Origin of the sequence: Streptococcus mitis (assembly GCF_946190275.1) — a bacterium.
In the GTDB taxonomy this organism is placed as follows: domain Bacteria; phylum Bacillota; class Bacilli; order Lactobacillales; family Streptococcaceae; genus Streptococcus; species Streptococcus mitis_DC.
In genome coordinates this window covers 20,628-44,125 of sequence record NZ_CAMHZQ010000014.1, presented here as the reverse complement: position 1 = coordinate 44,125, position 23,498 = coordinate 20,628, and the positions used below count along the sequence as shown (strand labels likewise).

General features: G+C 41.2%; 22 protein-coding genes. 21 read left to right on the top strand and 1 reads right to left on the bottom strand.

Annotation, left to right across the window (positions count from 1 at the left end; all coding sequences use genetic code 11):
- Positions 1-176: 176 nt before the first annotated feature.
- The 9 genes from N8M20_RS07815 to N8M20_RS07775 all read left to right on the top strand — a co-directional run bounded on the left by N8M20_RS07815 (position 177) and on the right by N8M20_RS07775 (position 6,259).
- Positions 177-686, top strand: coding sequence for a GNAT family N-acetyltransferase (locus tag N8M20_RS07815; RefSeq protein ID WP_261079755.1), 510 nt, complete (start codon positions 177-179; stop codon positions 684-686).
- 81 nt (positions 687-767) lie between these two features.
- Positions 768-2,168 carry a bifunctional Cof-type HAD-IIB family hydrolase/peptidylprolyl isomerase gene (locus N8M20_RS07810; protein WP_261079707.1) on the top strand — a complete coding sequence of 467 codons (1,401 nt, stop codon included), beginning with the start codon at positions 768-770 and terminating at the stop codon, positions 2,166-2,168.
- Position 2,169: 1 nt separating this feature from the next.
- Positions 2,170-2,532 (top strand): S1 RNA-binding domain-containing protein, encoded by a 363-nt coding sequence (locus N8M20_RS07805; protein ID WP_023943268.1) that lies wholly within the window; start codon positions 2,170-2,172, stop codon positions 2,530-2,532.
- A 52-nt stretch (positions 2,533-2,584) separates the two neighbouring features.
- Entirely contained in the window at positions 2,585-3,334 is a 750-nt protein-coding gene (locus tag N8M20_RS07800; RefSeq protein WP_261079696.1) for a tRNA1(Val) (adenine(37)-N6)-methyltransferase, read from the top strand.
- On the top strand, positions 3,324-3,611 hold the full coding sequence (locus tag N8M20_RS07795; RefSeq protein ID WP_261079676.1) for a GIY-YIG nuclease family protein: 288 nt from the start codon (positions 3,324-3,326) through the stop codon (positions 3,609-3,611). Before N8M20_RS07800 ends, N8M20_RS07795 begins: the two co-directional genes overlap by 11 nt.
- 82 nt (positions 3,612-3,693) lie before the next feature.
- A complete protein-coding gene (locus N8M20_RS07790) occupies positions 3,694-4,629 on the top strand; it encodes a manganese-dependent inorganic pyrophosphatase (RefSeq protein WP_075232195.1) in 936 nt (311 codons plus the stop codon).
- A gap of 210 nt (positions 4,630-4,839) precedes the next feature.
- A complete protein-coding gene (locus N8M20_RS07785) occupies positions 4,840-5,334 on the top strand; it encodes a YiiX/YebB-like N1pC/P60 family cysteine hydrolase (RefSeq protein WP_261079675.1) in 495 nt (164 codons plus the stop codon).
- Positions 5,318-5,968 carry a DUF1803 domain-containing protein gene (locus N8M20_RS07780; protein ID WP_261079671.1) on the top strand — a complete coding sequence of 217 codons (651 nt, stop codon included), beginning with the start codon at positions 5,318-5,320 and terminating at the stop codon, positions 5,966-5,968. Before N8M20_RS07785 ends, N8M20_RS07780 begins: the two co-directional genes overlap by 17 nt.
- 99 nt (positions 5,969-6,067) lie before the next feature.
- Positions 6,068-6,259, top strand: coding sequence for a CsbD family protein (locus N8M20_RS07775; RefSeq protein WP_000051184.1), 192 nt, complete (start codon positions 6,068-6,070; stop codon positions 6,257-6,259).
- Between the two features lie 47 nt (positions 6,260-6,306).
- Here N8M20_RS07775 and N8M20_RS07770 read toward each other — a convergent pair whose 3' ends face one another.
- Entirely contained in the window at positions 6,307-7,752 is a 1,446-nt protein-coding gene (locus N8M20_RS07770) for a UDP-N-acetylmuramoyl-L-alanyl-D-glutamate--L-lysine ligase (RefSeq protein WP_261079669.1), read from the bottom strand.
- 105 nt (positions 7,753-7,857) lie between these two features.
- Between N8M20_RS07770 and N8M20_RS07765 the strand changes: the two genes are divergently transcribed.
- From N8M20_RS07765 to greA, 12 genes are all read left to right on the top strand, one after another.
- Positions 7,858-9,480 (top strand): putative polysaccharide biosynthesis protein, encoded by a 1,623-nt coding sequence (locus tag N8M20_RS07765; RefSeq protein WP_261079668.1) that lies wholly within the window; start codon positions 7,858-7,860, stop codon positions 9,478-9,480.
- A 206-nt stretch (positions 9,481-9,686) separates the two neighbouring features.
- Complete coding sequence (locus tag N8M20_RS07760; RefSeq protein ID WP_261079667.1) at positions 9,687-11,645, top strand: peptide ABC transporter substrate-binding protein; 1,959 nt, start codon at positions 9,687-9,689, stop codon at positions 11,643-11,645.
- 302 nt (positions 11,646-11,947) lie between these two features.
- A complete protein-coding gene (locus N8M20_RS07755) occupies positions 11,948-12,403 on the top strand; it encodes a hypothetical protein (protein WP_261079666.1) in 456 nt (151 codons plus the stop codon).
- Positions 12,404-12,718: 315 nt separating this feature from the next.
- Positions 12,719-13,813 carry a cystathionine gamma-synthase gene (locus N8M20_RS07750; protein WP_016399612.1) on the top strand — a complete coding sequence of 365 codons (1,095 nt, stop codon included), beginning with the start codon at positions 12,719-12,721 and terminating at the stop codon, positions 13,811-13,813.
- A 7-nt stretch (positions 13,814-13,820) separates the two neighbouring features.
- A complete protein-coding gene (locus N8M20_RS07745) occupies positions 13,821-14,987 on the top strand; it encodes a MalY/PatB family protein (RefSeq protein ID WP_261079665.1) in 1,167 nt (388 codons plus the stop codon).
- A gap of 92 nt (positions 14,988-15,079) precedes the next feature.
- Positions 15,080-18,178 carry a pilus expression-regulating Snf2 family helicase gene (locus tag N8M20_RS07740; RefSeq protein WP_261079664.1) on the top strand — a complete coding sequence of 1,033 codons (3,099 nt, stop codon included), beginning with the start codon at positions 15,080-15,082 and terminating at the stop codon, positions 18,176-18,178.
- A 47-nt stretch (positions 18,179-18,225) separates the two neighbouring features.
- On the top strand, positions 18,226-18,843 hold the full coding sequence (locus N8M20_RS07735; RefSeq protein ID WP_033677692.1) for a divisome accessory protein ZapJ: 618 nt from the start codon (positions 18,226-18,228) through the stop codon (positions 18,841-18,843).
- A 10-nt stretch (positions 18,844-18,853) separates the two neighbouring features.
- A complete protein-coding gene (gene murC, locus N8M20_RS07730; protein WP_261079663.1) occupies positions 18,854-20,188 on the top strand; it encodes a UDP-N-acetylmuramate--L-alanine ligase in 1,335 nt (444 codons plus the stop codon).
- A 9-nt stretch (positions 20,189-20,197) separates the two neighbouring features.
- Positions 20,198-20,659, top strand: coding sequence for a GNAT family N-acetyltransferase (locus N8M20_RS07725; RefSeq protein WP_261079660.1), 462 nt, complete (start codon positions 20,198-20,200; stop codon positions 20,657-20,659).
- Complete coding sequence (locus tag N8M20_RS07720; RefSeq protein ID WP_261079659.1) at positions 20,656-21,150, top strand: GNAT family N-acetyltransferase; 495 nt, start codon at positions 20,656-20,658, stop codon at positions 21,148-21,150. The genes N8M20_RS07725 and N8M20_RS07720 overlap by 4 nt, the downstream gene beginning before the upstream one ends.
- 80 nt (positions 21,151-21,230) lie before the next feature.
- On the top strand, positions 21,231-22,895 hold the full coding sequence (gene mltG / locus N8M20_RS07715; RefSeq protein WP_261079657.1) for an endolytic transglycosylase MltG: 1,665 nt from the start codon (positions 21,231-21,233) through the stop codon (positions 22,893-22,895).
- Between the two features lie 61 nt (positions 22,896-22,956).
- A complete protein-coding gene (gene greA, locus N8M20_RS07710; protein ID WP_000818750.1) occupies positions 22,957-23,439 on the top strand; it encodes a transcription elongation factor GreA in 483 nt (160 codons plus the stop codon).
- The last annotated feature ends 59 nt before the right edge of the window (positions 23,440-23,498 follow it).

Sequence of the window (23,498 nt, the reverse complement as noted above, 5' to 3'; positions counted from 1 at the left end):
TTTTTTTCACGAGCTTTGAAATGAGAATGCGAGTTGGGTCCGGTGGATCTCTTTTTCATGAGCCTGAAATGAGAGAGCGAGTTTGGGTCCGGGTGGACCTCTTTTTCAGACCCGTTTGGGTCTCTTTCTCTATAAACGTGCTATAATGATAGTAGGAATTTCTAAAGGAGTATCTTATGAAGGGAAACGCTATTATTAGAAAAATGATTGAATCGGATATCCAACACCTATCCCAAGGTTTTATTAATCAGGGTTGGCCTGGTAGAGAGGAAATTTTGGCTAGATATTTTCTGGAACAGGAAAGTGGGGAGAGAGAAGTCTTAGTTGCAGAGATTGATGGTGCTGTAGCGGGCTATGTTACCATTTTGCCCTCTGCTAAACATGGTCCTTTTGCAGAAGTCTATCCAGAGTTATCAGATTTTAATGTGTTTGAGCCTTTTCGAAATCAAGGGATTGGGAATCAACTGCTAGAAGAAGCAGAAAAACGAGTCAAGTTTGTTTCGAGTAAGGTCACTCTTGGTGTAGGTTTGCACTTGGGCTATGGCCCTGCCCAGAGATTGTATATCAGACGGGGTTACATTCCAGATGGGACAGGTGTCTGGTATCGAAATCAACCCTTGGAAATGAATGCAACTAGCCAAAATAATGATGATTTGGTTTTGTATCTTGTAAAGGAATTCGGATAAGAGATAAGGATTTTATTGGGGATGTGGGATTTCTCTACTTTATGGTATAATGGAAAGAGTTAGATTGAAAGAGGTAGTGAGATGGATGCCAAATTAAGATATAAGGCAAAGAAAATCAAGATTGTCTTTTTTGATATTGATGATACCTTACGGAATTCAAAGACAGGTTTTATTCCAGCTTCAATCCCAACTGTTTTTAAGCAATTACGTGAGAAAGGAATTTTGACAGGTATTGCTTCTGGACGAGGGATTTTTGGTGTCGTGCCAGAGATTCGTGAGCTCAAGCCTGACTTTTTTGTAACCTTAAATGGTGCCTATATCGAAGATAAAAAAGGCCAGGTTATTTATCAACATCAGATTGAGAAGTCAGATGTTGAGGAGTATATCTCTTGGGCTAAGGAAGAAGGAATTGAGTATGGTTTGGTTGGGAGTCATGATGCCAAGTTGTCGACTCGCACCGATATGATTAGTGAGGCTATCAATCCGATTTATCCGAACTTGGGTGTGGATCCTGATTTCCATGAAAAAGAAGACATCTATCAGATGTGGACTTTTGAAGACAAAGGAGATGAATTACGCTTGCCTGACAGTCTTTCAGATAAGCTTCGCATGGTTCGTTGGCATGAGCATTCGTCTGATATTGTGCCGATTTCAGGCTCCAAAGCGACAGGTGTGGAAAAGGTTGTAGAACACCTAGGCTTGAAACCAGAGAACGTCATGGTCTTTGGAGATGGCCTCAACGACTTGGAACTCTTTGATTATGCTGGAATCAGCGTTGCAATGGGAATTTCTCATGATAAAATCAAAGAAAAAGCAGATTATATAACAAAAACACTAGAAGAAGATGGCATTTTTGATGCCTTAGAAGGATTTGGTATGGTAGAAAAAGAATTGCATTTCCCACAAGTAGACATTGAAACAGTAGAAGGTCCTCTTGCGACCATTAAGACCAATCACGGAGACTTGCGTATCAAGCTCTTCCCTGAACATGCTCCTAAAACAGTGGCTAACTTTGTAGCTCTTTCAAAAGATGGTTACTATGATGGTGTCATTTTCCATCGTATTATCAAGGATTTTATGATTCAAGGTGGAGACCCGACTGGAACTGGTATGGGTGGCGAGTCAATCTACGGCGAATCATTTGAGGATGAATTCTCAGAAGAACTTTACAATATCCGTGGTGCTCTTTCCATGGCCAATGCTGGTCCAAATACCAACGGCAGCCAGTTCTTTATCGTGCAAAATCAACATTTGCCTTATTCTAAGAAAGAAATTGCTCGTGGAGGTTGGCCAGAACCGATCGCAGAAATCTATGCCAACCAAGGTGGGACACCTCACCTAGACCGTCGTCATACTGTTTTTGGTCAGCTAGCTGATGAAGCTTCTTACGCTGTCTTGGATACCATTGCTGCTGTTGAGACAGGGGCTATGGACAAGCCAGTTGAAGATGTTGTGATTGAAACTATTGAAATCGAGGACTAAGATGAAAATCGGTGATAAGCTAAAGGGGCGTATTACAGGGATTCAGCCCTACGGTGCCTTTGTTGAATTAGAGACGGGTGATACGGGGCTGATTCACATTTCAGAGATTCGTACCGGATTTATTGAAAATATTCATGAAGCCTTGAAAGTCGATGAAGAGGTTCAAGTTCAGGTAGTGGATTTAGATGAATTTACAGGGAAAGCCAGTCTTTCTATCCGTACTTTGGAGGAAGAAAAGCACCAGTTTCCTAGACGGAGACGCTTTTCGAGTGACCGCTTTAACTACGGATTTGCGCCTCTCAAAAGAATGATGCCAATTTGGACCAAGGAAGCCCTTCAACATTTGAAGAAGCAGAAGAATTAGTTAGAAATCTATATTCTTTGTAATGTTAATATAAATTTGCTATAATAGGACCATGGAAGAAGAACAATTATTAAAATCAGGAGAGCGCATTAACCAGCTCTTTTCGACAGATATTAAAATCATTCAAAATAGAGAGGTTTTTAGCTATTCGGTGGATAGTGTTCTCTTGTCACGCTTTCCACGTTTTCCTAAGAAGGGTTTGATTGTGGATTTCTGTGCTGGAAATGGAGCAGTGGGGCTATTTGCTAGCACTCGTACTCAGGCACAGATTTTGGCTGTTGAGATTCAGGAGCGTTTGGCGGATATGGCTGAACGCTCTGTCCGTTTGAATGGATTAGAAGAGCAGATGCAGGTCATCTGTGATGATTTGAAAAATATGCCTGCTCACATTCAGGGAAGTAAGGTGGATATGATTTTGTGTAATCCACCCTATTTCAAGGTGGATCCTCATTCCAATCTGAACGAGAGTGAACATTATCTCTTGGCTCGCCACGAAATCACGACCAATTTGCAGGAAATCTGTCGTAGTGCCCAGAGTATTCTCAAGTCCAATGGGCGTTTGGCCATGGTTCATCGTCCTGATCGTCTTCTGGATATTTTGGATACCTTACAACGCTATAATCTAGCGCCTAAGCGCCTGCAGTTTGTTTATCCAAAAAGAGAAAAGGAAGCCAATATGCTTTTGATTGAGGCTATCAAGGATGGTTCGACAAGTGGCTTTAAGGTCTTGCCTCCTTTGATTGTCCACAATGATGATGGTTCCTATACGCCCGAACTTGAAGAGATTTATTATGGATCATAAGGCTTATATGTACGTGCTGGAGTGCCGTGACGGATCCTATTATACAGGATATACGACTGATGTGAGAAGACGCCTCGCTGTCCACAATAGTGGGAAGGGAGCCAAATATACACGAGCACGATTACCAGTCAAACTTATCTATGCTCAAGGTTTTGCCAGTAAGGAAGAAGCCATGTCGGCAGAAGCCCTGTTCAAGCGTAAGAAGAGGCCACAGAAGGAAAGATTTTTATCTGAAAATCAAGATAGAAATTTACTTAGTTATTTTGAAGAATCGTGAGGAGTCATTTGACTCCTCTTACTTTTGTCAAAAAGTGAAAAAAATGCTACAATAAAGAGAATAAACAAAATGAGGTATTATCATGTCTAAGATTCTAGTATTTGGTCACCAAAATCCAGACTCAGATGCCATCGGGTCATCTGTAGCCTTTGCCTACCTTGCAAAAGAAGCTTACGGTTTGGATACGGAAGCTGTTGCCCTTGGAACTCCAAATGAAGAAACAGCCTTTGTCTTGAACTATTTTGGTGTGGAAGCACCGCGTGTTATCACTTCTGCTAAAGCAGAAGGTGCAGAGCAAGTTATCCTGACTGACCACAATGAATTCCAACAATCTGTATCAGATATCGCTGAAGTAGAAGTTTATGGTGTTGTAGACCACCACCGTGTGGCTAACTTTGAAACTGCAAGCCCACTCTACATGCGTTTGGAGCCAGTTGGTTCAGCGTCTTCAATCGTTTACCGTATGTTCAAAGAACATGGTGTAGCTGTGCCTAAAGAGATTGCTGGTTTGATGCTTTCAGGTTTGATCTCAGATACCCTTCTTTTGAAATCACCAACAACACACCCAACAGATAAGGTTATTGCTCCTGAATTGGCTGAATTAGCTGGTGTCAACTTGGAAGAGTATGGTTTGGCAATGTTGAAAGCTGGTACAAATTTGGCTAGCAAATCTGCTGAAGAATTGATTGACATCGATGCTAAAACTTTTGAATTGAACGGAAATAATGTCCGTGTTGCCCAAGTAAACACAGTTGACATCGCTGAAGTTTTGGAACGTCAAGCAGAAATTGAAGCTGCAATGCAAGCTGCGAACACAGCAAATGGCTATTCTGACTTTGTCTTGATGATTACAGATATCGTCAACTCAAACTCAGAAATCTTGGCTCTTGGTGCCAATATGGACAAGGTTGAGGCAGCCTTCAACTTCAAACTTGAAAACAATCATGCTTTCCTTGCTGGTGCCGTTTCACGTAAGAAACAAGTGGTACCTCAATTGACTGAAAGCTTTAATGCTTAAGATTTTGAGTGTTAATTCAAATTAGAACAGGCTAGTTTGACTTATATCGAAAGGAGTTTCGGCTCCTTTTTTTCTAGGAGTGAAGCATGTTAGCAAATGGCGATTTGATACTCAATGAAAATCAAAGAGCAAACTAGGAAGCTAGCCGCAAGCTGTACTTGAGTACGGTAAGGCGACGCTGACGTGGTTTGAATTTGATTTTCGAAAAGTATGATTTTTGTGAGAGATGAGTCAGATATGGGACAGGCCATCCAGACTTCCACAGGTAACTATAACCATGTTGCCATTTATGTGGATGGGATGATTTACCATGCTAGTGGACAGGCTGGTGTTGTTTGTCAGGAACCAGCAAACTTCTTTGAGTCCAATCACTTGTACGACCTATATGTTTACCCAGAAATGGATATCCAGTCTGTGAAGGAAAAAGCTTGCAAACATCTTGGAGCTCCTTATAATGCTTCTTTCTATCCAGATGGACATGGTTTTTACTGTTCCCAGTACATGGCAGAAATTCTCCCCATTTTTGAAACTATTCCCATGAAATTTGGAGATGGGGAGCAGGAGATTAGTGATTTTTGGAGAGAGTATTATAGAGAACTAGGTTTGCCTGTTCCTCTGAACCAAGCTGGGACCAATCCCAGTCAGTTGGCAGCATCGCCTCTGTTAGAATGTAAAGAAAGGAATCTTCATGATTCAGATTTTTAATCCATCTCGTTTGACGAGACAACCATTTTTTGGAGAATTGATCCGCTATCTGGACCAGCATGAGGATGTGATTTTACGGGAAATTAAGGCCAAGTTTCCAGATGTAGCAGTTGATAAACTCATGGAAGAGTATATAAAGGCAGGTTTGATTCTACGAGAAAATAAGCGTTATTACCTTAATCTTCCTATACTTGAATCACTTGATAGTCTCGAACTGGATCAAGAGATTTTTGTCAGAGAAGATAGTCCAGTCTATCCAGTCTTGTCGGAGAAAACTTTTGAGACGGAGTTGCGCAATCAAACCAATGCAGCTATTTTAGTTGAAAAAACAGATTTTGCGCGCACTAAAATGACCCTGTCTAATTATTTCTACAAGGTCAAACATCAGTATCCTTTGACAGAAAAACAGCAGGAACTTTATGACATTTTAGGAGATGTCAATCCTGAGTATGCCCTCAAGTATATGACGACTTTTTTGTTGAAATTTCTCAAAAAAGACCAGCTTATGCAGAAACGCCGTGATATCTTTGTGGATAGTTTAGTCGTCCTAGGCTATATTGTCCAAAATGAAGACGGAAAGTATGAGTTGGCTATCGATTTTGATAAGGAGAGATTAACTTTCTATTTAGCGTGATTTCTTTTTCTGAGCACATTGTTTGACTTTCCTTAGTATTCGGTATAAACTATATGTAATCGGTAACACATATCGGAATAAACTAAAGGAGACAATCATATGTCACTTGAAAACAAATTGGAACAAGCAACAGGCGCTATCAAAGAAGGATTTGGTAAAGTTACTGGGGATAGCAAGACTGAAGCAGAAGGCGCTGTAGAAAAGACAGTTGCTAAGGCAAAAGAAGTAGTTGAAGATGCGAAAGGTGCTGTAGAAGGTGCCGTTGAAGGTTTGAAAAACGCTTTTAAATAAAGATAGAAAAAATCAAGGGTTTCATTTCCCTTGATTTTTTTACTATCTTATAAATAATTTTCTGCTACGGCGGCATCTCCAGGATAGGCTTCTTTCTTGCCTTGGACGATTTGGTAGCAATCTGCTCCCTTACCAGCAATAATAACTGCATCTAATTCGTGATTTGTGATAGCCATAGCTGCCCTGATGGCCTCTTGGCGATCCACAATTTTTTCAACAGGATGATCGATATAGCTACTAATTTCATCCGCAATAGCCATTGGGTTTTCGTAGTTGGGGTCATCAGCAGTCAGAAAGACTTGAATCTCAGGATGTTGATTAAGGAGGAGGCCAAAGTCCTTACGACGGCTTTCTCCTTTATTTCCTGTCGAACCCAGAACCAGAGCAATCTTTCCAGTTTGATGAGTTTCAACCACATTGATGAGTTTTTTTAGACTATCACCATTGTGGGCATAGTCGATGAAGACCTTGGCTCCATTTTTCTGAGTAAGGACTTCCATACGACCAGGAACGCGGGTTGCAGCAATTCCTTTTTTGATGTTCTCAAGACTGGCTCCGAGACGAAGGCAAGCAAGCCCAGCAGCGACTGCATTTTCTTGGTTGAAGTGACCAATCAGTTGGATATTATAATCACCAGCGAGTTTACCCGTAGCTGAAAAGCTAAAGGCTTTGGAATTCTCGATTTGATTATTTGATTGGCTACCATAGAAATCATGGTCTTGATCTGCCACTTGTTCTTTCAAGACAGAAAAGTGATCCATGTCACTGTTAATGATGACTGCTCGGCTATTTTCCATCAAGAGACGCTTATGGTAGAAGTAGTCTTCAAAGCTAGGGTGTTCAATCGGGCCGATATGGTCTGGGCTGATATTGAGGAAAACTCCCACATCAAAGGTTAGACCATAGACACGTTTGACCAGATAGGCTTGACTGGAGACTTCCATGATGAGGTGGGAACGGTCATTTTGCACAGCTTGATGCATCATATCAAAGAGGTCAATACTCTCAGGGGTTGTCAATGCAGACTTAAAGAAAGTTTTACCATCTAGAGTTGTATTCATAGTCGAGAGCATAGCCGGTCGATGCCCTTGAGATAAGATGTTATAGGCGAAATAGGCTGCTGTTGTCTTCCCCTTAGTACCAGTAAAGGCAAGGAGTTTGAGTTTTTTCTGTGGATTGACATAAAATTCCATAGCAATCAAACTCATGGCTTTCTTGATATCGCTAACGATAATGGCAGGAATACTAACCTCATAGTCTTTTTCAGCCACATACCAACCGAGTCCTTGAGAGATTGCTGAAAGAAGAAATTCCTTCTTAAAGGCAGCACCCTTGACGAAAAAGAGGCTCTTTTCTTTAGCCTTGCGACTGTCATAGCAGATGGTGTCAAACACGACATGGCTGTAGTTGTAGTGATAGTGTCCTTGGTCGATAATCTCACGGAAGAGACCATCTTTCTTTAAAATATCTAATACGGTTTCAATCTTAATCATACTTTCTATTGTAAACCGAAAGTCGCAAATTTACAAGTAACAAGGAAAAGTTTATAATGGAAGATAAGGAGTTTTTCCTAGTTATCAAAATTGAATGAGGAATCTATGTCGCACGAAAACAATCACCAGCAGGCCCAGATGTTACGGGGGACTGCTTGGTTAACGGCTAGTAACTTTATTAGTCGCCTACTCGGGGCTATTTATATTATTCCATGGTACATCTGGATGGGGTCTTATGCGGCTACGGCCAATGGTCTCTTTACCATGGGTTATAATATCTATGCCTGGTTCTTGCTGGTTTCAACAGCAGGTATTCCAGTTGCGGTGGCCAAGCAAGTTGCCAAGTATAATACCATGCGAGAAGAGGAGCATAGCTTTGCCCTGATTAGAAGCTTTCTAGGATTTATGACAGGACTAGGCCTCGTTTTTGCTCTAATCTTGTATGTCTTTGCTCCTTGGCTAGCAGACTTGTCTGGCGTGGGCAAAGACTTGATCCCAATCATGCAAAGCTTGGCTTGGGGAGTCTTGATTTTCCCGTCTATGAGTGTTATCCGAGGATTTTTCCAAGGGATGAATAACCTCAAACCTTATGCCATGAGCCAAATCGCTGAGCAGGTCATTCGTGTTATCTGGATGCTCTTAGCAACCTTTATCATTATGAAGCTCGGTTCAGGAGATTACCTAGCAGCGGTTACCCAATCGACCTTTGCGGCCTTTGTCGGCATGGTAGCTAGTTTTGCAGTTTTGGTCTATTTCCTTGCTCAAGAAGGTTTACTCAAAAGAGTCTTTGAAACAGGAGATAAGATTAACAGCAAGCGTCTTTTGGTTGATACCATTAAGGAAGCTATTCCTTTTATCTTGACTGGTTCGGCTATTCAGCTTTTCCAAATCTTGGACCAAAATACCTTTATCAATAGCATGAAGTGGTTTAGCAACTACAGTAATGAAGACTTAATTGTCATGTTTTCTTATTTTTCTGCCAATCCAAATAAAATTACTATGATTTTGATTTCTGTTGGGGTTTCAATTGGGAGCGTCGGTTTGCCACTTTTGACTGAAAACTATGTCAAGGGGGACTTGAAGGCGGCTTCTCGTCTAGTTCAGGACAGTATTACCATGCTTTTCCTATTCTTGCTACCAGCAACGGTTGGAGTGGTTATGGTAGGAGAACCTCTTTATACAGTCTTCTATGGCAAGCCAGATAGTTTGGCCATGGGCTTGTTTGTCTTTGCAGTTTTGCAGTCTACTATTTTAGGCTTGTACATGGTCTTGTCTCCAATGCTTCAAGCCATGTTCCGAAATCGCAAGGCAGTTCTTTATTTTATCTATGGTTCTATTGCCAAGCTAGTCTTGCAACTTCCAACCATCGCTCTCTTCCACAGTTATGGTCCTTTAATTTCCACAACCATCGGTCTTATCATTCCTAACGTCTTGATGTATCGGGATATTTGTCAAGTAACTGGTGTTAAGCGCAAGGTGATTTTGAAGCGAACCATTTTAATCAGTTTGTTGACCCTTGTTATGTTCATCGGTGTAGGTGCCATCCAGTGGATTTTAGGATTTGTATTCCAACCAAGTGGACGTTTGTGGAGCTTCCTTTATGTAGCTCTTGTCGGTGCCATGGGTGGAGGAGTATACGGGGTCATGAGTCTCCGTACCCGTTTGTTGGATAAGGTGATTGGAAAAGCCCAAGCAGATCGCCTGCGAGCAAAATTAAAAATTTCTTAAAAAATAATTTATAAATAAAATGAATAAGTTGAGTTTTTTAAAAACCAAAACACTCTCTTATTCATTTTTTATTGTTAGAATTGGATATAAAATGTAAAACAGAGAATAAATAACGAAAGTAATTGAATTTTATGTCAAAAAACACTTGACTAAAAAGTAGTTAGTCTGTATAATAAAACAAATATTTAAATCAGGAGGTTCTGGAAATGAAAAAGTCTAAGGCCAAGTATGCAACGCTTGCAGGTGTCGTGTTAAGTGCAGGTATTTTGTTAAGTGCCTGTGGAAATTCTAGCACAGGGTCAAAAACATATAACTATGTTTACGTAAGTGACCCATCAAGTTTGAACTATCTAGCAGAAAACCGTGCAACAACCAATGATATCGTGGTTAATTTGGTAGATGGGCTCATGGAAAATGACCAGTATGGGAACTATATCCCATCCTTGGCAGAGGATTGGAGTGTTTCTAAGGACGGTTTGACCTATACCTACAAACTGCGGAAAGATGCTAAATGGTATACTGCAGATGGAGAGGAATATGCTCCTGTAACTGCCCAAGATTTTGTAACTGGTTTGAAATATGCGGCTGATAAAAAATCAGAAGCCTTGTACTTAGTGCAAGAATCCGTTGCAGGTTTAGATGACTATATCACTGGTAAAACAACAGACTTTTCAACTGTCGGAGTTAAGGCTCTAGATGACCAAACCGTTCAATATACCTTGACACGACCAGAACCTTACTGGAACTCAAAAACAACTTCAACCATTCTCTTCCCAGTCAACGCTGATTTCTTGAAATCAAAAGGGGATGATTTTGGGAAGGTAGATCCATCTAGCATTTTGTACAATGGACCTTTCTTGATGAAATCCTTTGTTTCAAAATCGGTCATCGAATACAAGAAAAATCCTAACTACTGGGATGCTAAAAATGTCTTTGTAGATGATGTGAAATTGGCCTATTATGATGGTAGTGACCAAGATGCACTGGCTCGTAACTATGTAGAGGGAGCCTATAGCTATGCTCGTCTTTATCCAAATAGTTCAAGCTTCGAAGGAATCAAAGAGAAGAATAAAGACAATATCATCTATAGTCTGCAAGATGCTACATCTTACTTCTTAAACTTCAACTTAGATAGAAAATCTTATAAATTCACTTCAAAAACAAGTGATGCTGAGAAGAAATCTACACAAGAAGCGGTTCTTAACAAAAACTTCCGTCAAGCCATTAATTTTGCCTATGATCGTACAGCCTACGGGGCTCAATCTCAAGGAGAAGAGGGGGCAACTAAGATTTTGCGTAACCTTGTCGTTCCTCCAACATTTGTAAGTATCAATGGAAAAGACTTTGGTGAAGTAGTAGCTTCTAAGATGGTGAATTATGGTAAGGAATGGCAAGGAATCAACTTTGCAGATGCCCAGGATCCATACTACAATGCTGAAAAAGCCAAGGCTAAATTTGCAGAGGCTAAGAAAGAACTCCAAGCCAAAGGAGTCCAATTCCCTATCCACTTGGACATGACAGTTGACCAAGCTGATAAAAAGGGTGTCCAAGAGGCAAACTCTATGAAGCAATCTATTGAAGCAGCTTTAGGTGCAGAAAATGTTGTAATTGATATTCAACAACTCACTACTGAAGATTTTGACAATACAAGCTATTTGGCTCAAACTGCTGCTCAGAAAGATTATGATCTTTACAATGGCGGTTGGAGTGCAGACTATCAAGACCCTTCAACCTATCTTGACGTCTTTAATGTTAATTCTGGTGGTTTGATGCAAAATCTAGGTATAGAGCCAGGTGAAGCCAATGACAAGGCCAAGGCTGTTGGATTGGATATCTACACTCAAATGTTGGAAGATGCTAATAAGGAACAAGATATTACAAAACGCTATGAAAAGTATGCAGATGCCCAAGCCTGGTTGGTAGATAGCTCTCTAGCAATTCCAAATGTTTCACGGGGTGGAACACCAACATTGAGAAAAACAGTTCCTTTCTCTTCACCGTATTCATTAGCTGGTAATAAAGGGGTCGAATCATATAAATACCTCAAAGTACAAGATAAGACAGTTACGAAAGACGAATATGAAAAAGCCAAAGAAAAATGGTTGAAAGAAAAAGAAGAATCCAATAAAAAAGCCCAAGAAGAATTGGCAAAACATGTCAAATAAGGATTTTTCAAGAAAAACGATGGTTTCGAAAGAAGCTGTCGTTTTTATATAGAATGATGGAAAAATTGGAAGAAAAGTGCTTACATTTTTTAATTGCTTTATTAAATTTATGTTATAATGAATATAAGAAACTACGTTCGAAAATTTACCCAATGTTGATTTAAGTATGCACATGCTAGGGTAATGTTATAGGAGGGGTGCAATCTACTGGAAAAGTAAGATAAAATGCAACAAATGATAAGTTCTTCTTTAAGTGAAGAGTTCTTATCTGCCTATTTACTAATCATTATGGAGGTAACATCATGGGCGCTATTATGGAGTTTGCGACAGAAAAACAGATTGCATCATTTCTGTCAACTTGTCGCATTGAAGGGCAAAAGAATTTTCTGATGGCTTTTAAGAAAAAGACATTGCTGAAATCCTTTATTGATTTTTTCATTATAGGTGGTTCCTACTATGTTCAGTCGAGTGTGAAGCCTAAGATTCTAGCATTCACATCTAAGGGAATCTACTTGATGGACATCAGTGATATAACTGAAAATCGCTCTAATCAAGTCCTTGAGATGCCCTGGAATCAAGTTCAAGATTTTACTTATAAGACCGTCTTGAATACAGTTAGACTTAATTGGCATTATCAAAATGAAGACTATATTTTTTCCGTGGATGTCGGTCAGATTAGTCAGCATGTGGGCCAATATCAATTTAACAAAGACCATTATGACTATTTAGCCCAACAGGATTTCTTTCAGTCTAAGTAAGCCCTAGCAATCATTTTCACAAAAGAATCTGGAAGCTTTTCTGGATTCTTTTTAGCTTTACTAGCTAATACTCAATGAACATCAAAGAGCAAACTAGGAAGCTAGCCGCAGGTTGCTCAAAACATTATTTTGAGGTTGTGGATAGAACTGACGAAGTCAGTAACATACCTACGACAAGGCGACGCTGACGTGGTTTGAAGAGATTTTCGAAGAGTATAAGTCTATAGTTTGAAACTATAACTAGCTCTTGAAAAGAAGAAAATGAGTTGATGAAAATAAGTGGTACAATAGTTATTATAGATTTGGAGGTATTGTATGAGCAAGGAATTACACATCAACACAATTTTGGCCCAGGCGGGTATCAAATCAGATGAAGCGACAGGAGCTTTGGTGACACCGCTTCATTTTTCAACGACTTATCAGCATCCAGAGTTTGGTCAATCTACTGGATTTGACTATACGCGCACCAAAAACCCAACTCGTAGTAAGGCTGAAGAAGTCTTGGCGGCTATTGAGTCCGCAGACTATGCCCTAGCGACTAGCTCAGGGATGTCAGCTATTGTACTGGCCTTTAGCGTCTTTCCAGTAGGTAGTAAGGTCTTGGCTGTCCGTGACCTTTATGGTGGTTCTTTCCGCTGGTTCAACCAAGTGGAACAGGAAGGTCGTTTCCATTTTACCTATGCCAATACAGAAGAAGAGTTGATTGCCGAGTTAGAAAAGGACGTGGATGTTCTCTATATCGAAACACCAACCAATCCTTTGATGTTGGAATTTGATATCGAAAAACTAGCAAAATTGGCTCATGCTAAGGGTGCCAAAGTGGTGGTGGATAATACCTTCTACAGCCCTATCTACCAACGTCCGATTGAAGATGGAGCTGATATCGTTCTCCATTCAGCGACTAAGTATCTAGCAGGGCACAATGATGTCTTGGCTGGAGTGGTTGTGACCAATAGTTTAGAACTATACGAGAAACTTTTCTACAATCTTAATACGACAGGGGCAGTCTTGTCTCCGTTTGACAGTTATCAATTGATTCGTGGTCTCAAGACCTTGTCTCTTCGTATGGAGCGCTCAACAGCCAATGCCCAAGAAGTGGTTGCCTTTTTGAAGGATTCTCCAGCAGTTAAGGAAGTTCTCTACACTGGGCGTGGAGGCATGATTTCCTTTAAAGTAGCGGATGAAACACGCATTCCTCATATCTTGAATAGTCTCAAGGTCTTCTCTTTTGCGGAAAGTTTAGGTGGGGTGGAAAGTCTTATCACTTACCCAACGACCCAAACCCACGCTGATATTCCAGCAGAAGTGCGCCATTCTTATGGTTTGACAGATGACCTCTTGCGTTTGTCAATTGGGATTGAGGATGCTAGAGATTTGATTGCAGATTTGCGCCAAGCCTTGGAAGGATAAGAAAAAGATGGGGAAATATGATTTTACAAGCCTGCCCAATCGTTTAGGGCACCATACCTATAAATGGAAAGAGGCGGAAACGGATAGCGAAGTCCTACCAGCTTGGATAGCGGATATGGACTTTGTGGTCTTGCCTGAAATCCGCCAAGCTGTGCAGACTTACGCAGACCAATTGGTTTATGGCTATACTTATGCCAGTGATGATTTAATTAAGGAAGTTCAAAAGTGGGAAGCGACACAACACGGCTATCACTTTGACAAAGAAGCTCTTATCTTTATCGAGGGTGTAGTACCAGCTATTTCAACAGCTATTCAAGCCTTTACAAAAGAAGGCGAGGCAGTTCTGATTAACACACCAGTTTACCCACCTTTTGCTCGCAGTGTTAAGTTGAATAACCGCAGATTGATTACCAATTCTTTGGTGGAAAAGGATGGTCTGTTTGAGATTGACTTTGAGAAGTTGGAGAAGGATTTGGTAGAAGAGGATGTCAAACTCTATATCCTCTGCAATCCTCACAATCCTGGTGGACGTGTGTGGGAAAAGGAAGTGTTGGAAAAGATTGGCCAACTCTGTCAAAAACATGGTGTTTTGTTAGTTTCAGATGAGATTCACCAAGATTTGGCTCTCTTTGGTCACAAGCATCATTCTTTCAATACCATTAACCCTGACTTTAAAGAATTTGCGATTGTCTTGACTAGTGCCACTAAAACCTTTAACATTGCTGGGACAAAAAATTCCTATGCAGTCATTGAAAATCCTAAGTTGAGACTGGCTTACCAGAAACGCCAGTTGGCCAATAATCAGCACGAAATTTCAGGCTTGGGTTATTTGGCGACAGAAGCTGCCTATCGCTATGGGAAGGATTGGCTAGAGGAGCTCAAGCAAGTCTTTGAAGAACACATCAACTATGTGGTCGATCTATTTGAAAAAGAAACTAAAATCAAGGTTATGAAACCGCAGGGAACCTACTTGATTTGGCTTGATTTTTCAGCCTATGACCTGACTGATGAAGCATTGCAAGAGCTGTTGAGAAATGAAGCCAAGGTTATCCTTAACCGTGGTTTGGATTTTGGAGAGGAAGGAAGTCTCCATGCCCGTCTCAATGTAGCCATGCCTAAATCCCTGTTGCAAGAAGTTTGTCAGCGGATTGTGACGACTTTTGCCAAACGTTAAAAATCCAGCCTTCTAGGAGAAAAGTCATCCTAGAAGGCTATTTTCATAGGGGAAAATATGGTATAATAAAAAGATAAGGTAAAGGTAAAAATATGGCTAAATTGATTCCGGGGAAAGTCCGTATCGAAGGCGTTGCCCTTTATGAAACTGGTAAGGTTGACATCATCAAGGAAAAGAATAATCGGCTCTACGCTCGCGTGGCAGAAGAAGAACTGCGCTATAGTTTAGAGGATGATTTGGTTTTTTGTGCCTGCGATTTTTTCCAAAAGAGGGGCTACTGTGTGCATTTGGCAGCTCTAGAGCATTTTCTAAAAAATGATGAGCGTGGTCAGGAAATCTTGCAGAGTCTAGAAGAAGGTCATGAAGAAAAAGAGGCCGTTGAAACCAAGGTGACCTTGGGTGGCAAATTTTTGGACCGAATCTTGTCTCCAAAATCAGAACGTGCCTATGAATTATCGGCTGTGGGGCAAGTGGAAGCAGGAACCAATCATATCTTGTGGACCCTGAGAATCGGCCAAATCAATAGCCAAAAATACTATGTTATTCGGGATATTCCACTTTTTTTAAGGATTGTCGAGCAGAGAAAGTCTTATATGATTGGCAAGATTTATGAGGAGTCTCTTTCTTGGGAAGCCTTTGATGAGGCCAGCCAAGAACTTCTGACTTTCTTGCGGGGACTGATGGAGGAAGGACAGGCTCCAGACCTCTTTTTCCAAAATCAAGGTCGGCATCTCTTTTTCCCTCTGACCTTTTTTGAGCAGGGGGTGAATTTACTGATGGCCTTACCCCATTTTCAATTTGACCACCAAGTGAATAGCTACCAGACCTTGCTTTTTCAGGATTTACATGTTGGTGCCAATCTCTTTGCATTTACAGTAACAGAATACTCGGATTATTTTGAAATGGAAATCAGTGAGAGTCCAAGGGTCAATGTCTTTTATCAGGGAGCTGTGCTTTTCCATAAAGGACAGGTTTATTTTCTAACAGACCAGCAGATGCGTCTTCTTAAGGAAATCAAAGCTCTGCCTTTGGATCAACATGGAAAGAAATTCCTGCAATTTGATAGCAGTGACCGCGATAAATTGGCTTCCAGTTTGACACTCTTTAGCCAGATGGGGACCGTCTCAGCTCCAGAACGGTTACAAATCAAAACTTTTTCTCCATCGTTTTATTTTGACAGGGAAGAGGATAATCGGATTCGTTTAGAAATCCAGTTTGATTATGGGGATAGACAGGTATCTAGCCGACAAGAGCTAGAAGAATTGCCATTTTCGAGTGATGCTGACTTAGAAGAAAGAATTTTCCAAGTCTGTTTGGCAGCGGGTTTTGAAGCCGATTTTCAATCTTGGCGTCAGGCCTTAAAAGCCGAGTCTGTCTATCATTTCTTCCATGACATCATTCCAGTCTTTGAAAAACTCGGGGATGTTGACCTATCAGACAAGTTAGAAGAACTCTATAACCTAGCGAGCCCTCAAGTGCAGATTGCTTCCAAGGGAGGTCTCTTGGAAATCCAGTTTGATTTTCAAGATATTGCTCAGGAGGAAATTGACCAAGCCATGCAGGCCTTGGTTGACAATCAAGATTTTTATATTGATTCGTCCAATCAAGTCTACTTTTTCGATGAAGAAACCAAGAAAATTAGCCAAAATTTGCGGGAATTGGGGCAATTTGAATTAAAAGATGGGACATTGCAGACTCGAAAATCTTTGGCTTACAGTTTAGCCCATCTCTTTGAAGGACGTGACCGTGTTTCTTTTTCACAGGAATTCCAGAATCTGGCTCACGATTTGACGCATCCAGAGGACTTTCCTCGACAAACAACTCAAGTTCAGGCTGACTTGCGAGATTATCAGGAAAAGGGAATCGGCTGGCTGCAAATGCTCCATCATTATGGTTTTGGTGGGATTTTGGCTGATGATATGGGATTGGGGAAAACACTCCAGACCATTGCATTTTTGACCAGCCAAGTGACAAAAGAAAGTCGAGTCTTGATTCTCGCTCCGTCAGGTTTGATTTACAACTGGGCAGATGAGTTTCAAAAATTTGCCCCACAGTTAGATGTGGCTGTTGTTCATGGTTTGAAAGCTAGTCGTGAAGAGATTCTTGCTGAGAGCCATCAAATCTATGTGACAAGCTATGCTATCTTCCGTCAGGACAGTGAGCTTTATCAGGGGATGGCCTTTGATTTCCTTTTCTTAGATGAAGCTCAGGTTATGAAAAATGCCCAGACCAAGATTGCCCAGACCTTGAGACAATTTGTGGTGCCGTCAGTCTTTGCCTTGTCAGGGACTCCTATTGAAAATCATCTGGGTGAGTTGTGGTCTATTTTCCAAATAGTCATGCCAGGATTTTTGCCAAGTAAGAAAGAATTTATGAAATTGCCAGCCGAGCGCGTGGCTCAGTTTATCAAGCCCTTCGTTATGCGGCGCAAGAAAGAAGAAGTTCTGACTGAATTGCCAGACTTGATTGAAGTGGTTTATAAAAATGAACTGGAAGACCAGCAAAAGGCTATCTACCTAGCCCAGTTGCAACAGATGCGAGAGCGTCTGGCTCAAGTGTCAGATCAGGAATTTCAGCGAAGTCGTGTGGAAATCTTATCTGGTCTGATGCGCTTGCGCCAAATCTGTGATACGCCTGCCCTCTTTATGGAGGATTATCAGGGAGCTAGTGGCAAACTGGATAGTCTCCGAGACCTGCTGGTACAGGTGGCAGACGGCGGACACCGTGTCTTGATTTTTTCTCAGTTCAAGGGAATGTTGGAAAAAATTGAGCAAGAACTGCCAGACTTGGGCTTGACTTCCTTTAAAATTACAGGTTCAACCCCAGCCAAGGAAAGACAGGACATGACCAAGGCCTTTAACCAAGGGGAAAGGGACGCCTTTCTAATTTCCCTCAAGGCTGGTGGGGTCGGTCTGAACCTGACAGGTGCTGATACGGTTATCTTGGTTGACCTTTGGTGGAATCCTGCGGTGGAAGCGCAAGCCATTGGCCGTGCCCATCGGATGGGGCAGGAAGAAACGGTTGAGGTCTATCGCTTGGTAACCAAGGGAACCATTGAAGAAAAAATTCAGGAACTCCAAGAACAGAAGAAACATCTGGTGTCACAAGTATTGGACGGCACAGAGTCACGTGGCAGTCTCACCCTAGCAGAAATTAGAGAAATTTTGGGAATTTCTGAAGCCAGCACTTGAAAAATCAAGACAATACGCTATAATGAAGTGTTGAAAGGAAATAGAAAATGAAACAAGAACGATTTCCATTGGTGTCAGATGACGAGGTCATGTTGACTGAAATGCCAGTCATGAACTTGTACGATGAGTCTGATCTGATCAGTAATATCAAGGGTGAGTATCGAGATAAAAATTATTTAGAATGGGCTCCTATTGCTGAAGAAACACCAGTCAAACCGATTGAAAAGCAAGTCGAGAAACCTAAAAAAGCTCCTTTAGGGGTTAAAAAAGAAGGAAAGAGTTATGCAGAGGTGGCGCGTGAAGAAGCGCGTGCAGACTTGAAAAAGAAACGCTCTGCTAACTATCTAACTCAGGATTTCAGCCGTGCGAGACGTCATTCTAAATCAGGCCTTCTTAGACAGGGCAACCAACCGACAGCTCCTTTCCAAAAGGAAAATCCTGGTGAATTTGTCAAATATAGCCAAAAATTGACCCAGTCTCATTATATCTTGGCGGAAGAAGTTCATTCTATCCCTACCAAGAATGAAGAAGTGTCAGCACCTGCTCCAAAGAAAAACAACTATGATTTTCTAAAGAAGAGCCAAATCTACAATAAAAAAAGTAAACAAACAGAACAAGAACGTCGGGTTGCCCAAGAGTTGAATCTGACCAGAATTACAGAATAGGGGAGAAAACATGCCAAAGACATATCATTTTATCGGAATTAAGGGATCAGGGATGAGTGCCTTGGCCTTGATGTTGCACCAAATGGGGCACAAGGTTCAAGGATCAGATGTTGAAAAATACTACTTTACTCAACGTGGTCTTGAGCAGGCAGGAATTACTATTCTTCCTTTTGATGAAAAGAATCTAGACGGTGATATGGAAATTATCGCTGGAAATGCCTTTCGTCCAGATAACAACGTCGAAATTGCCTATGCAGACCAAAATGGTATCAGCTACAAACGTTACCATGAGTTCCTAGGTAGCTTTATGCGTGACTTTGTTAGCATGGGAGTAGCAGGAGCGCATGGAAAAACTTCAACGACGGGTATGTTGTCTCATGTCTTGTCTCACATCACAGACACTAGCTTCTTGATTGGGGATGGGACAGGTCGTGGTTCGGCCAATGCCAAATATTTTGTCTTTGAATCTGACGAATATGAACGCCACTTTATGCCTTATCACCCAGAATACTCTATTATCACCAACATTGACTTTGACCATCCAGACTATTTCACAAGTCTAGAGGATGTTTTCAATGCTTTTAACGACTATGCTAAACAAATTACCAAGGGTCTTTTTGTCTATGGTGAAGATGCAGAATTGCGTAAGATTACGTCTGATGCACCAATTTATTATTATGGTTTTGAAGCAGAAGGTAATGACTTTGTAGCTAGTGAGCTTCTTCGTTCAACAACTGGTTCAACCTTCACAGTTCACTTCCGTGGACAAGACTTGGGGCAATTCCACATCCCAACCTTTGGTCGTCACAATATCATGAATGCAACGGCCGTTATTGGTCTTCTTTACACAGCAGGATTTGATTTGAACTTGGTGCGTGAGCACTTGAAAACATTTGCTGGTGTTAAGCGTCGTTTCACTGAGAAAATTGTCAATGACACAGTGATTATCGATGACTTTGCCCACCATCCAACAGAAATTATTGCGACCTTGGATGCGGCTCGTCAGAAATACCCAAGCAAGGAAATTGTAGCAGTCTTCCAACCGCATACCTTTACAAGAACCATTGCCTTGTTGGACGAATTTGCTCACGCTTTGAACCAAGCAGATGCTGTTTACCTAGCACAAATCTATGGTTCTGCTCGTGAGGTGGACCATGGTGACGTTAAGGTAGAAGACCTAGCCCAAAAAATCAACAAAAAACACCAAGTCATTACTGTTGAAAATGTTTCACCACTCCTTGACCATGACAATGCTGTCTATGTCTTTATGGGAGCAGGAGACATCCAAACCTATGAATACTCATTTGAGCGTCTCTTGTCTAACTTGACAAGCAATGTTCAGTAGGATTTTCCCATGGAAATTCCAATTAAAATCATTCAGGCAAGTAAGTCTGATTTGGCTGATATAGAGGAACTTCAGGCCTCAGTGTTTTCAGCTGAAAAGCAGCAACCTTCCCATATTTTAGAAGAAAGTATCCGTAAGTCTGCGGATACCTTTCTTCTAGCTAGGGATGAAAATCAGCTTTTGGGCTATGTTCTAGGTGGTCCTCAGCCCCACAATCCGCAATGTCTAGAAATACATTCTTTAGTCATTGATACTGACCATCAGAGACAGGGATTGGGCATGCTTCTTCTTGCGGCTTTGAAAGAGGTGGCGGTAGAGCTGGATTACAAGGCTATTCGTTTGAAGAGTCCTGATGAGTTGCTATCCTATTTTGAAATGAACGGTTTTATTGATGAAGAAACTTCGCTTTATACAACTAGCCAGGGTTTTAGTATGATTTGGTTTAATCCCTTTTATCTGGAGGCACAATGAAAATCAGACAAGTAAGATTAGAAGATTTGGATCGTATCGTTGAGATTGAACTAGAAAATTTCTCGATTGAAGAAGCCATTCCTCGCTCTGTTTTTGAGGCGCATTTGCGAGAAATTCAGACCTCGTTTCTGGTTGCAGAAAAAGAAGGCAGAATCATGGGGTATATAGAAGGGCCAGTTGGCCCACAACGCCATCTGCAAGACCAGTCTTTTACAGAGGAGATAGAAGACTATAGTCATGAGCCTGGTGGCTATATCTCTGTGACCTGTCTGTCTATTGCCAAGGAGGCACAGGGCCTCGGACTAGGTCAGAAATTGCTAGCAGCTTTGAAAGAACTGGCTCTTGAACACGAAAGAGAAGGCATTAACCTAACCTGTCATGACTATCTCATTACTTACTACGAAAAACATGGATTTACCAATGAAGGCCTGTCCCAGTCAACCTTTGCAGGGGAAACCTGGTATGATATGGTCTGGGAAACGAAAAAATAAGCTAGGAAAAGTATCATAGGTTGCTTTTCTTGGACTTTTAAGATATAATATTATGGATTGTCAACAAGGAGGAAAAACTTTTGAGTGAAAAGTCAAGAGAAGAAGAGAAATTAAGCTTTAAAGAGCAGATTCTGAGAGATTTAGAAAAAGTAAAAGGCTATGATGAAGTTCTGAAAGAAGATGAGGCAGTAGTTCCCACTCCTGCAAATGAACCTTCAGCTGAAGAACTCATGGCTGATTCCTTGTCAACGGTAGAGGAGATTATGAGAAAAGCTCCTGCTGCGCCTACTCACCCAAGTCAAGATGTACTAGCTTCTCCAGCAGATGACCTTCAAAGAGAAACTCCTGCCGTCCCAACCCATCCAAGTCAAGATGTGCCTTCTTCTCCAGCAGAAGAAAGTGGCTCAAGACCAGGACCAGGACCTGTTAGACCTAGCAAAGTTGAAAGAGAATACAATGAAACCCCAACAAGGGTAGCTGTTTCCTATAAGACAGCAGAGAAAAAAGAAGAACAAGCACGTCCAGAAACACCGACGCCTGCTAAAGAAACAGTGGATATCATTAGCGATACACCACGTCGTAGCCGTAGAGAAGGAGCAAAACCCGTTAAGCCGCAGAAAGAGAAAAAATCTGGCTTCAAGGCCTTCTTCATTTCTCTACTGATTTTCCTTGCCTTGATTTCAGCAGGTGCTTACTTCGGTTATCAGTATGTTCAGTCATCTTTACAGCCTGTTGACGCTGATTCTAAGCAATATGTAACGGTTCAAATCCCAGAAGGCTCTAATGTTCAAGAAATCGGTAAGACACTTGAAGATGCCGGCTTGATTAAACACGGTCTAGTTTTTAGCTTGTATGCTAAGTACAAAAATTATGCTGATTTGAAATCAGGTTACTATAATTTGCAAAAGAGCATGAGTACAGAAGATATCATCCACGAACTACAAAAAGGTGGAACAGCTGAAGCTCAAGAACCTGTCCTTGCGACTTTGACAATTCCAGAAGGTTATACGATTGATCAAATGGCACAAGCTGTAGGTCAATTGCAAGGTGACTTCAAAGAGCCATTGACAGCGGATGCTTTCCTAGCAAAAGTTCAAGATGAGAGCTTTATCAGTCAAGAAGTTGCCAAATATCCGAGTCTACTTGAAAGCTTGCCTACAAAGGAAAGTGGCGTTCGTTACCGTTTGGAAGGATTCCTCTTCCCAGCTACATATTCTATCAAGGAAAGCACAACTGTTGAAAGCTTGATTGATGAGATGTTGGCAGCTATGGACAAGACTTTGGCACCTCATTACAGTACGATTAAGTCTAAGAATTTGACGGTCAATGAATTGCTGACCATTGCTTCTCTTGTCGAAAAAGAAGGAGCTAAGACGGAAGACCGTAAGTTGATTGCAGGTGTATTCTACAATCGCTTGAATCTTGGTATGCCACTTCAAAGCAATATTGCCATCTTGTATGCCCAAGGAAAACTTGGTCAGAAGATTAGTCTTGCCGACGATGCTGGAATTGATACATCGATTAATTCACCATACAATGTTTATACAAATCTAGGCCTCATGCCTGGTCCGGTAGATAGTCCAAGCTTGGATGCTATCGAGTCAAGTATCAATCAGACTAAGAGTGAAAACCTTTACTTTGTTGCAGATGTGACAGATGGTAAGGTCTACTATGCTAGCAATAAAGAAGAACATGATCGGAATGTTGCCGACCATGTCAACAGCAAATTAAACCAAACAAACTAAAATTATGTGATGCTTCACATAATTTTCTTTAGAAAATATCATCAGAAGAAAGTTGAGAAAAATGGCAGAAAAAACATATCCTATGACCCTTGCGGAAAAGGAAAAACTTGAAAAAGAATTAGAAGAATTGAAATTGGTCCGCCGACCAGAAGTGGTAGAGCGCATTAAGATTGCTCGTTCATACGGTGACCTTTCAGAAAACAGTGAATACGAAGCAGCTAAGGATGAACAAGCCTTTGTCGAAGGACAAATCTCTAGCTTGGAAACAAAAATTCGCTATGCTGAAATCGTCAATAGCGACTCAGTTGCCCAAGACGAAGTAGCGATTGGGAAAACAGTCACTATCCAAGAAATTGGTGAGGACGAGGAAGAAGTTTATATTATCGTAGGTTCAGCCGGTGCGGATGCCTTTGCAGGTAAAGTTTCAAATGAAAGCCCAATTGGACAAGCCTTGATTGGTAAGAAAACAGGTGACACAGCAACCATTGAAACACCTGTTGGTAGCTATGATGTAAAAATCTTGAAGGTTGAAAAAACAGCCTAAAAACAAAAAAAAGGAGTGGGGAGGCTGTGCGCTTCACTCACTCCTTTTTCCATTTTAAA

Bases quoted from the DNA above. Each gene is read 5' to 3' on its own strand.
- N8M20_RS07790 (WP_075232195.1), top strand. From the start codon at position 3,694: ATGTCTAAGATTCTAGTATTTGGTCACCAAAATCCAGACTCAGATGCC.
- N8M20_RS07755 (WP_261079666.1), top strand. From the start codon at position 11,948: ATGGGCGCTATTATGGAGTTTGCGACAGAAAAACAGATTGCATCATTT.
- N8M20_RS07785 (WP_261079675.1), top strand. From the start codon at position 4,840: ATGATTTTTGTGAGAGATGAGTCAGATATGGGACAGGCCATCCAGACT.
- N8M20_RS07760 (WP_261079667.1), top strand. From the start codon at position 9,687: ATGAAAAAGTCTAAGGCCAAGTATGCAACGCTTGCAGGTGTCGTGTTA.
- N8M20_RS07815 (WP_261079755.1), top strand. From the start codon at position 177: ATGAAGGGAAACGCTATTATTAGAAAAATGATTGAATCGGATATCCAA.
- N8M20_RS07740 (WP_261079664.1), top strand. From the start codon at position 15,080: ATGGCTAAATTGATTCCGGGGAAAGTCCGTATCGAAGGCGTTGCCCTT.
- N8M20_RS07745 (WP_261079665.1), top strand. From the start codon at position 13,821: ATGGGGAAATATGATTTTACAAGCCTGCCCAATCGTTTAGGGCACCAT.
- N8M20_RS07805 (WP_023943268.1), top strand. From the start codon at position 2,170: ATGAAAATCGGTGATAAGCTAAAGGGGCGTATTACAGGGATTCAGCCC.
- N8M20_RS07720 (WP_261079659.1), top strand. From the start codon at position 20,656: ATGAAAATCAGACAAGTAAGATTAGAAGATTTGGATCGTATCGTTGAG.
- N8M20_RS07750 (WP_016399612.1), top strand. From the start codon at position 12,719: ATGAGCAAGGAATTACACATCAACACAATTTTGGCCCAGGCGGGTATC.
- N8M20_RS07735 (WP_033677692.1), top strand. From the start codon at position 18,226: ATGAAACAAGAACGATTTCCATTGGTGTCAGATGACGAGGTCATGTTG.
- murC (WP_261079663.1), top strand. From the start codon at position 18,854: ATGCCAAAGACATATCATTTTATCGGAATTAAGGGATCAGGGATGAGT.
- N8M20_RS07780 (WP_261079671.1), top strand. From the start codon at position 5,318: ATGATTCAGATTTTTAATCCATCTCGTTTGACGAGACAACCATTTTTT.
- N8M20_RS07725 (WP_261079660.1), top strand. From the start codon at position 20,198: ATGGAAATTCCAATTAAAATCATTCAGGCAAGTAAGTCTGATTTGGCT.
- N8M20_RS07800 (WP_261079696.1), top strand. From the start codon at position 2,585: ATGGAAGAAGAACAATTATTAAAATCAGGAGAGCGCATTAACCAGCTC.
- N8M20_RS07770 (WP_261079669.1), bottom strand. From the start codon at position 7,752: ATGATTAAGATTGAAACCGTATTAGATATTTTAAAGAAAGATGGTCTC.
- N8M20_RS07765 (WP_261079668.1), top strand. From the start codon at position 7,858: ATGTCGCACGAAAACAATCACCAGCAGGCCCAGATGTTACGGGGGACT.
- greA (WP_000818750.1), top strand. From the start codon at position 22,957: ATGGCAGAAAAAACATATCCTATGACCCTTGCGGAAAAGGAAAAACTT.
- N8M20_RS07775 (WP_000051184.1), top strand. From the start codon at position 6,068: ATGTCACTTGAAAACAAATTGGAACAAGCAACAGGCGCTATCAAAGAA.
- N8M20_RS07810 (WP_261079707.1), top strand. From the start codon at position 768: ATGGATGCCAAATTAAGATATAAGGCAAAGAAAATCAAGATTGTCTTT.
- N8M20_RS07795 (WP_261079676.1), top strand. From the start codon at position 3,324: ATGGATCATAAGGCTTATATGTACGTGCTGGAGTGCCGTGACGGATCC.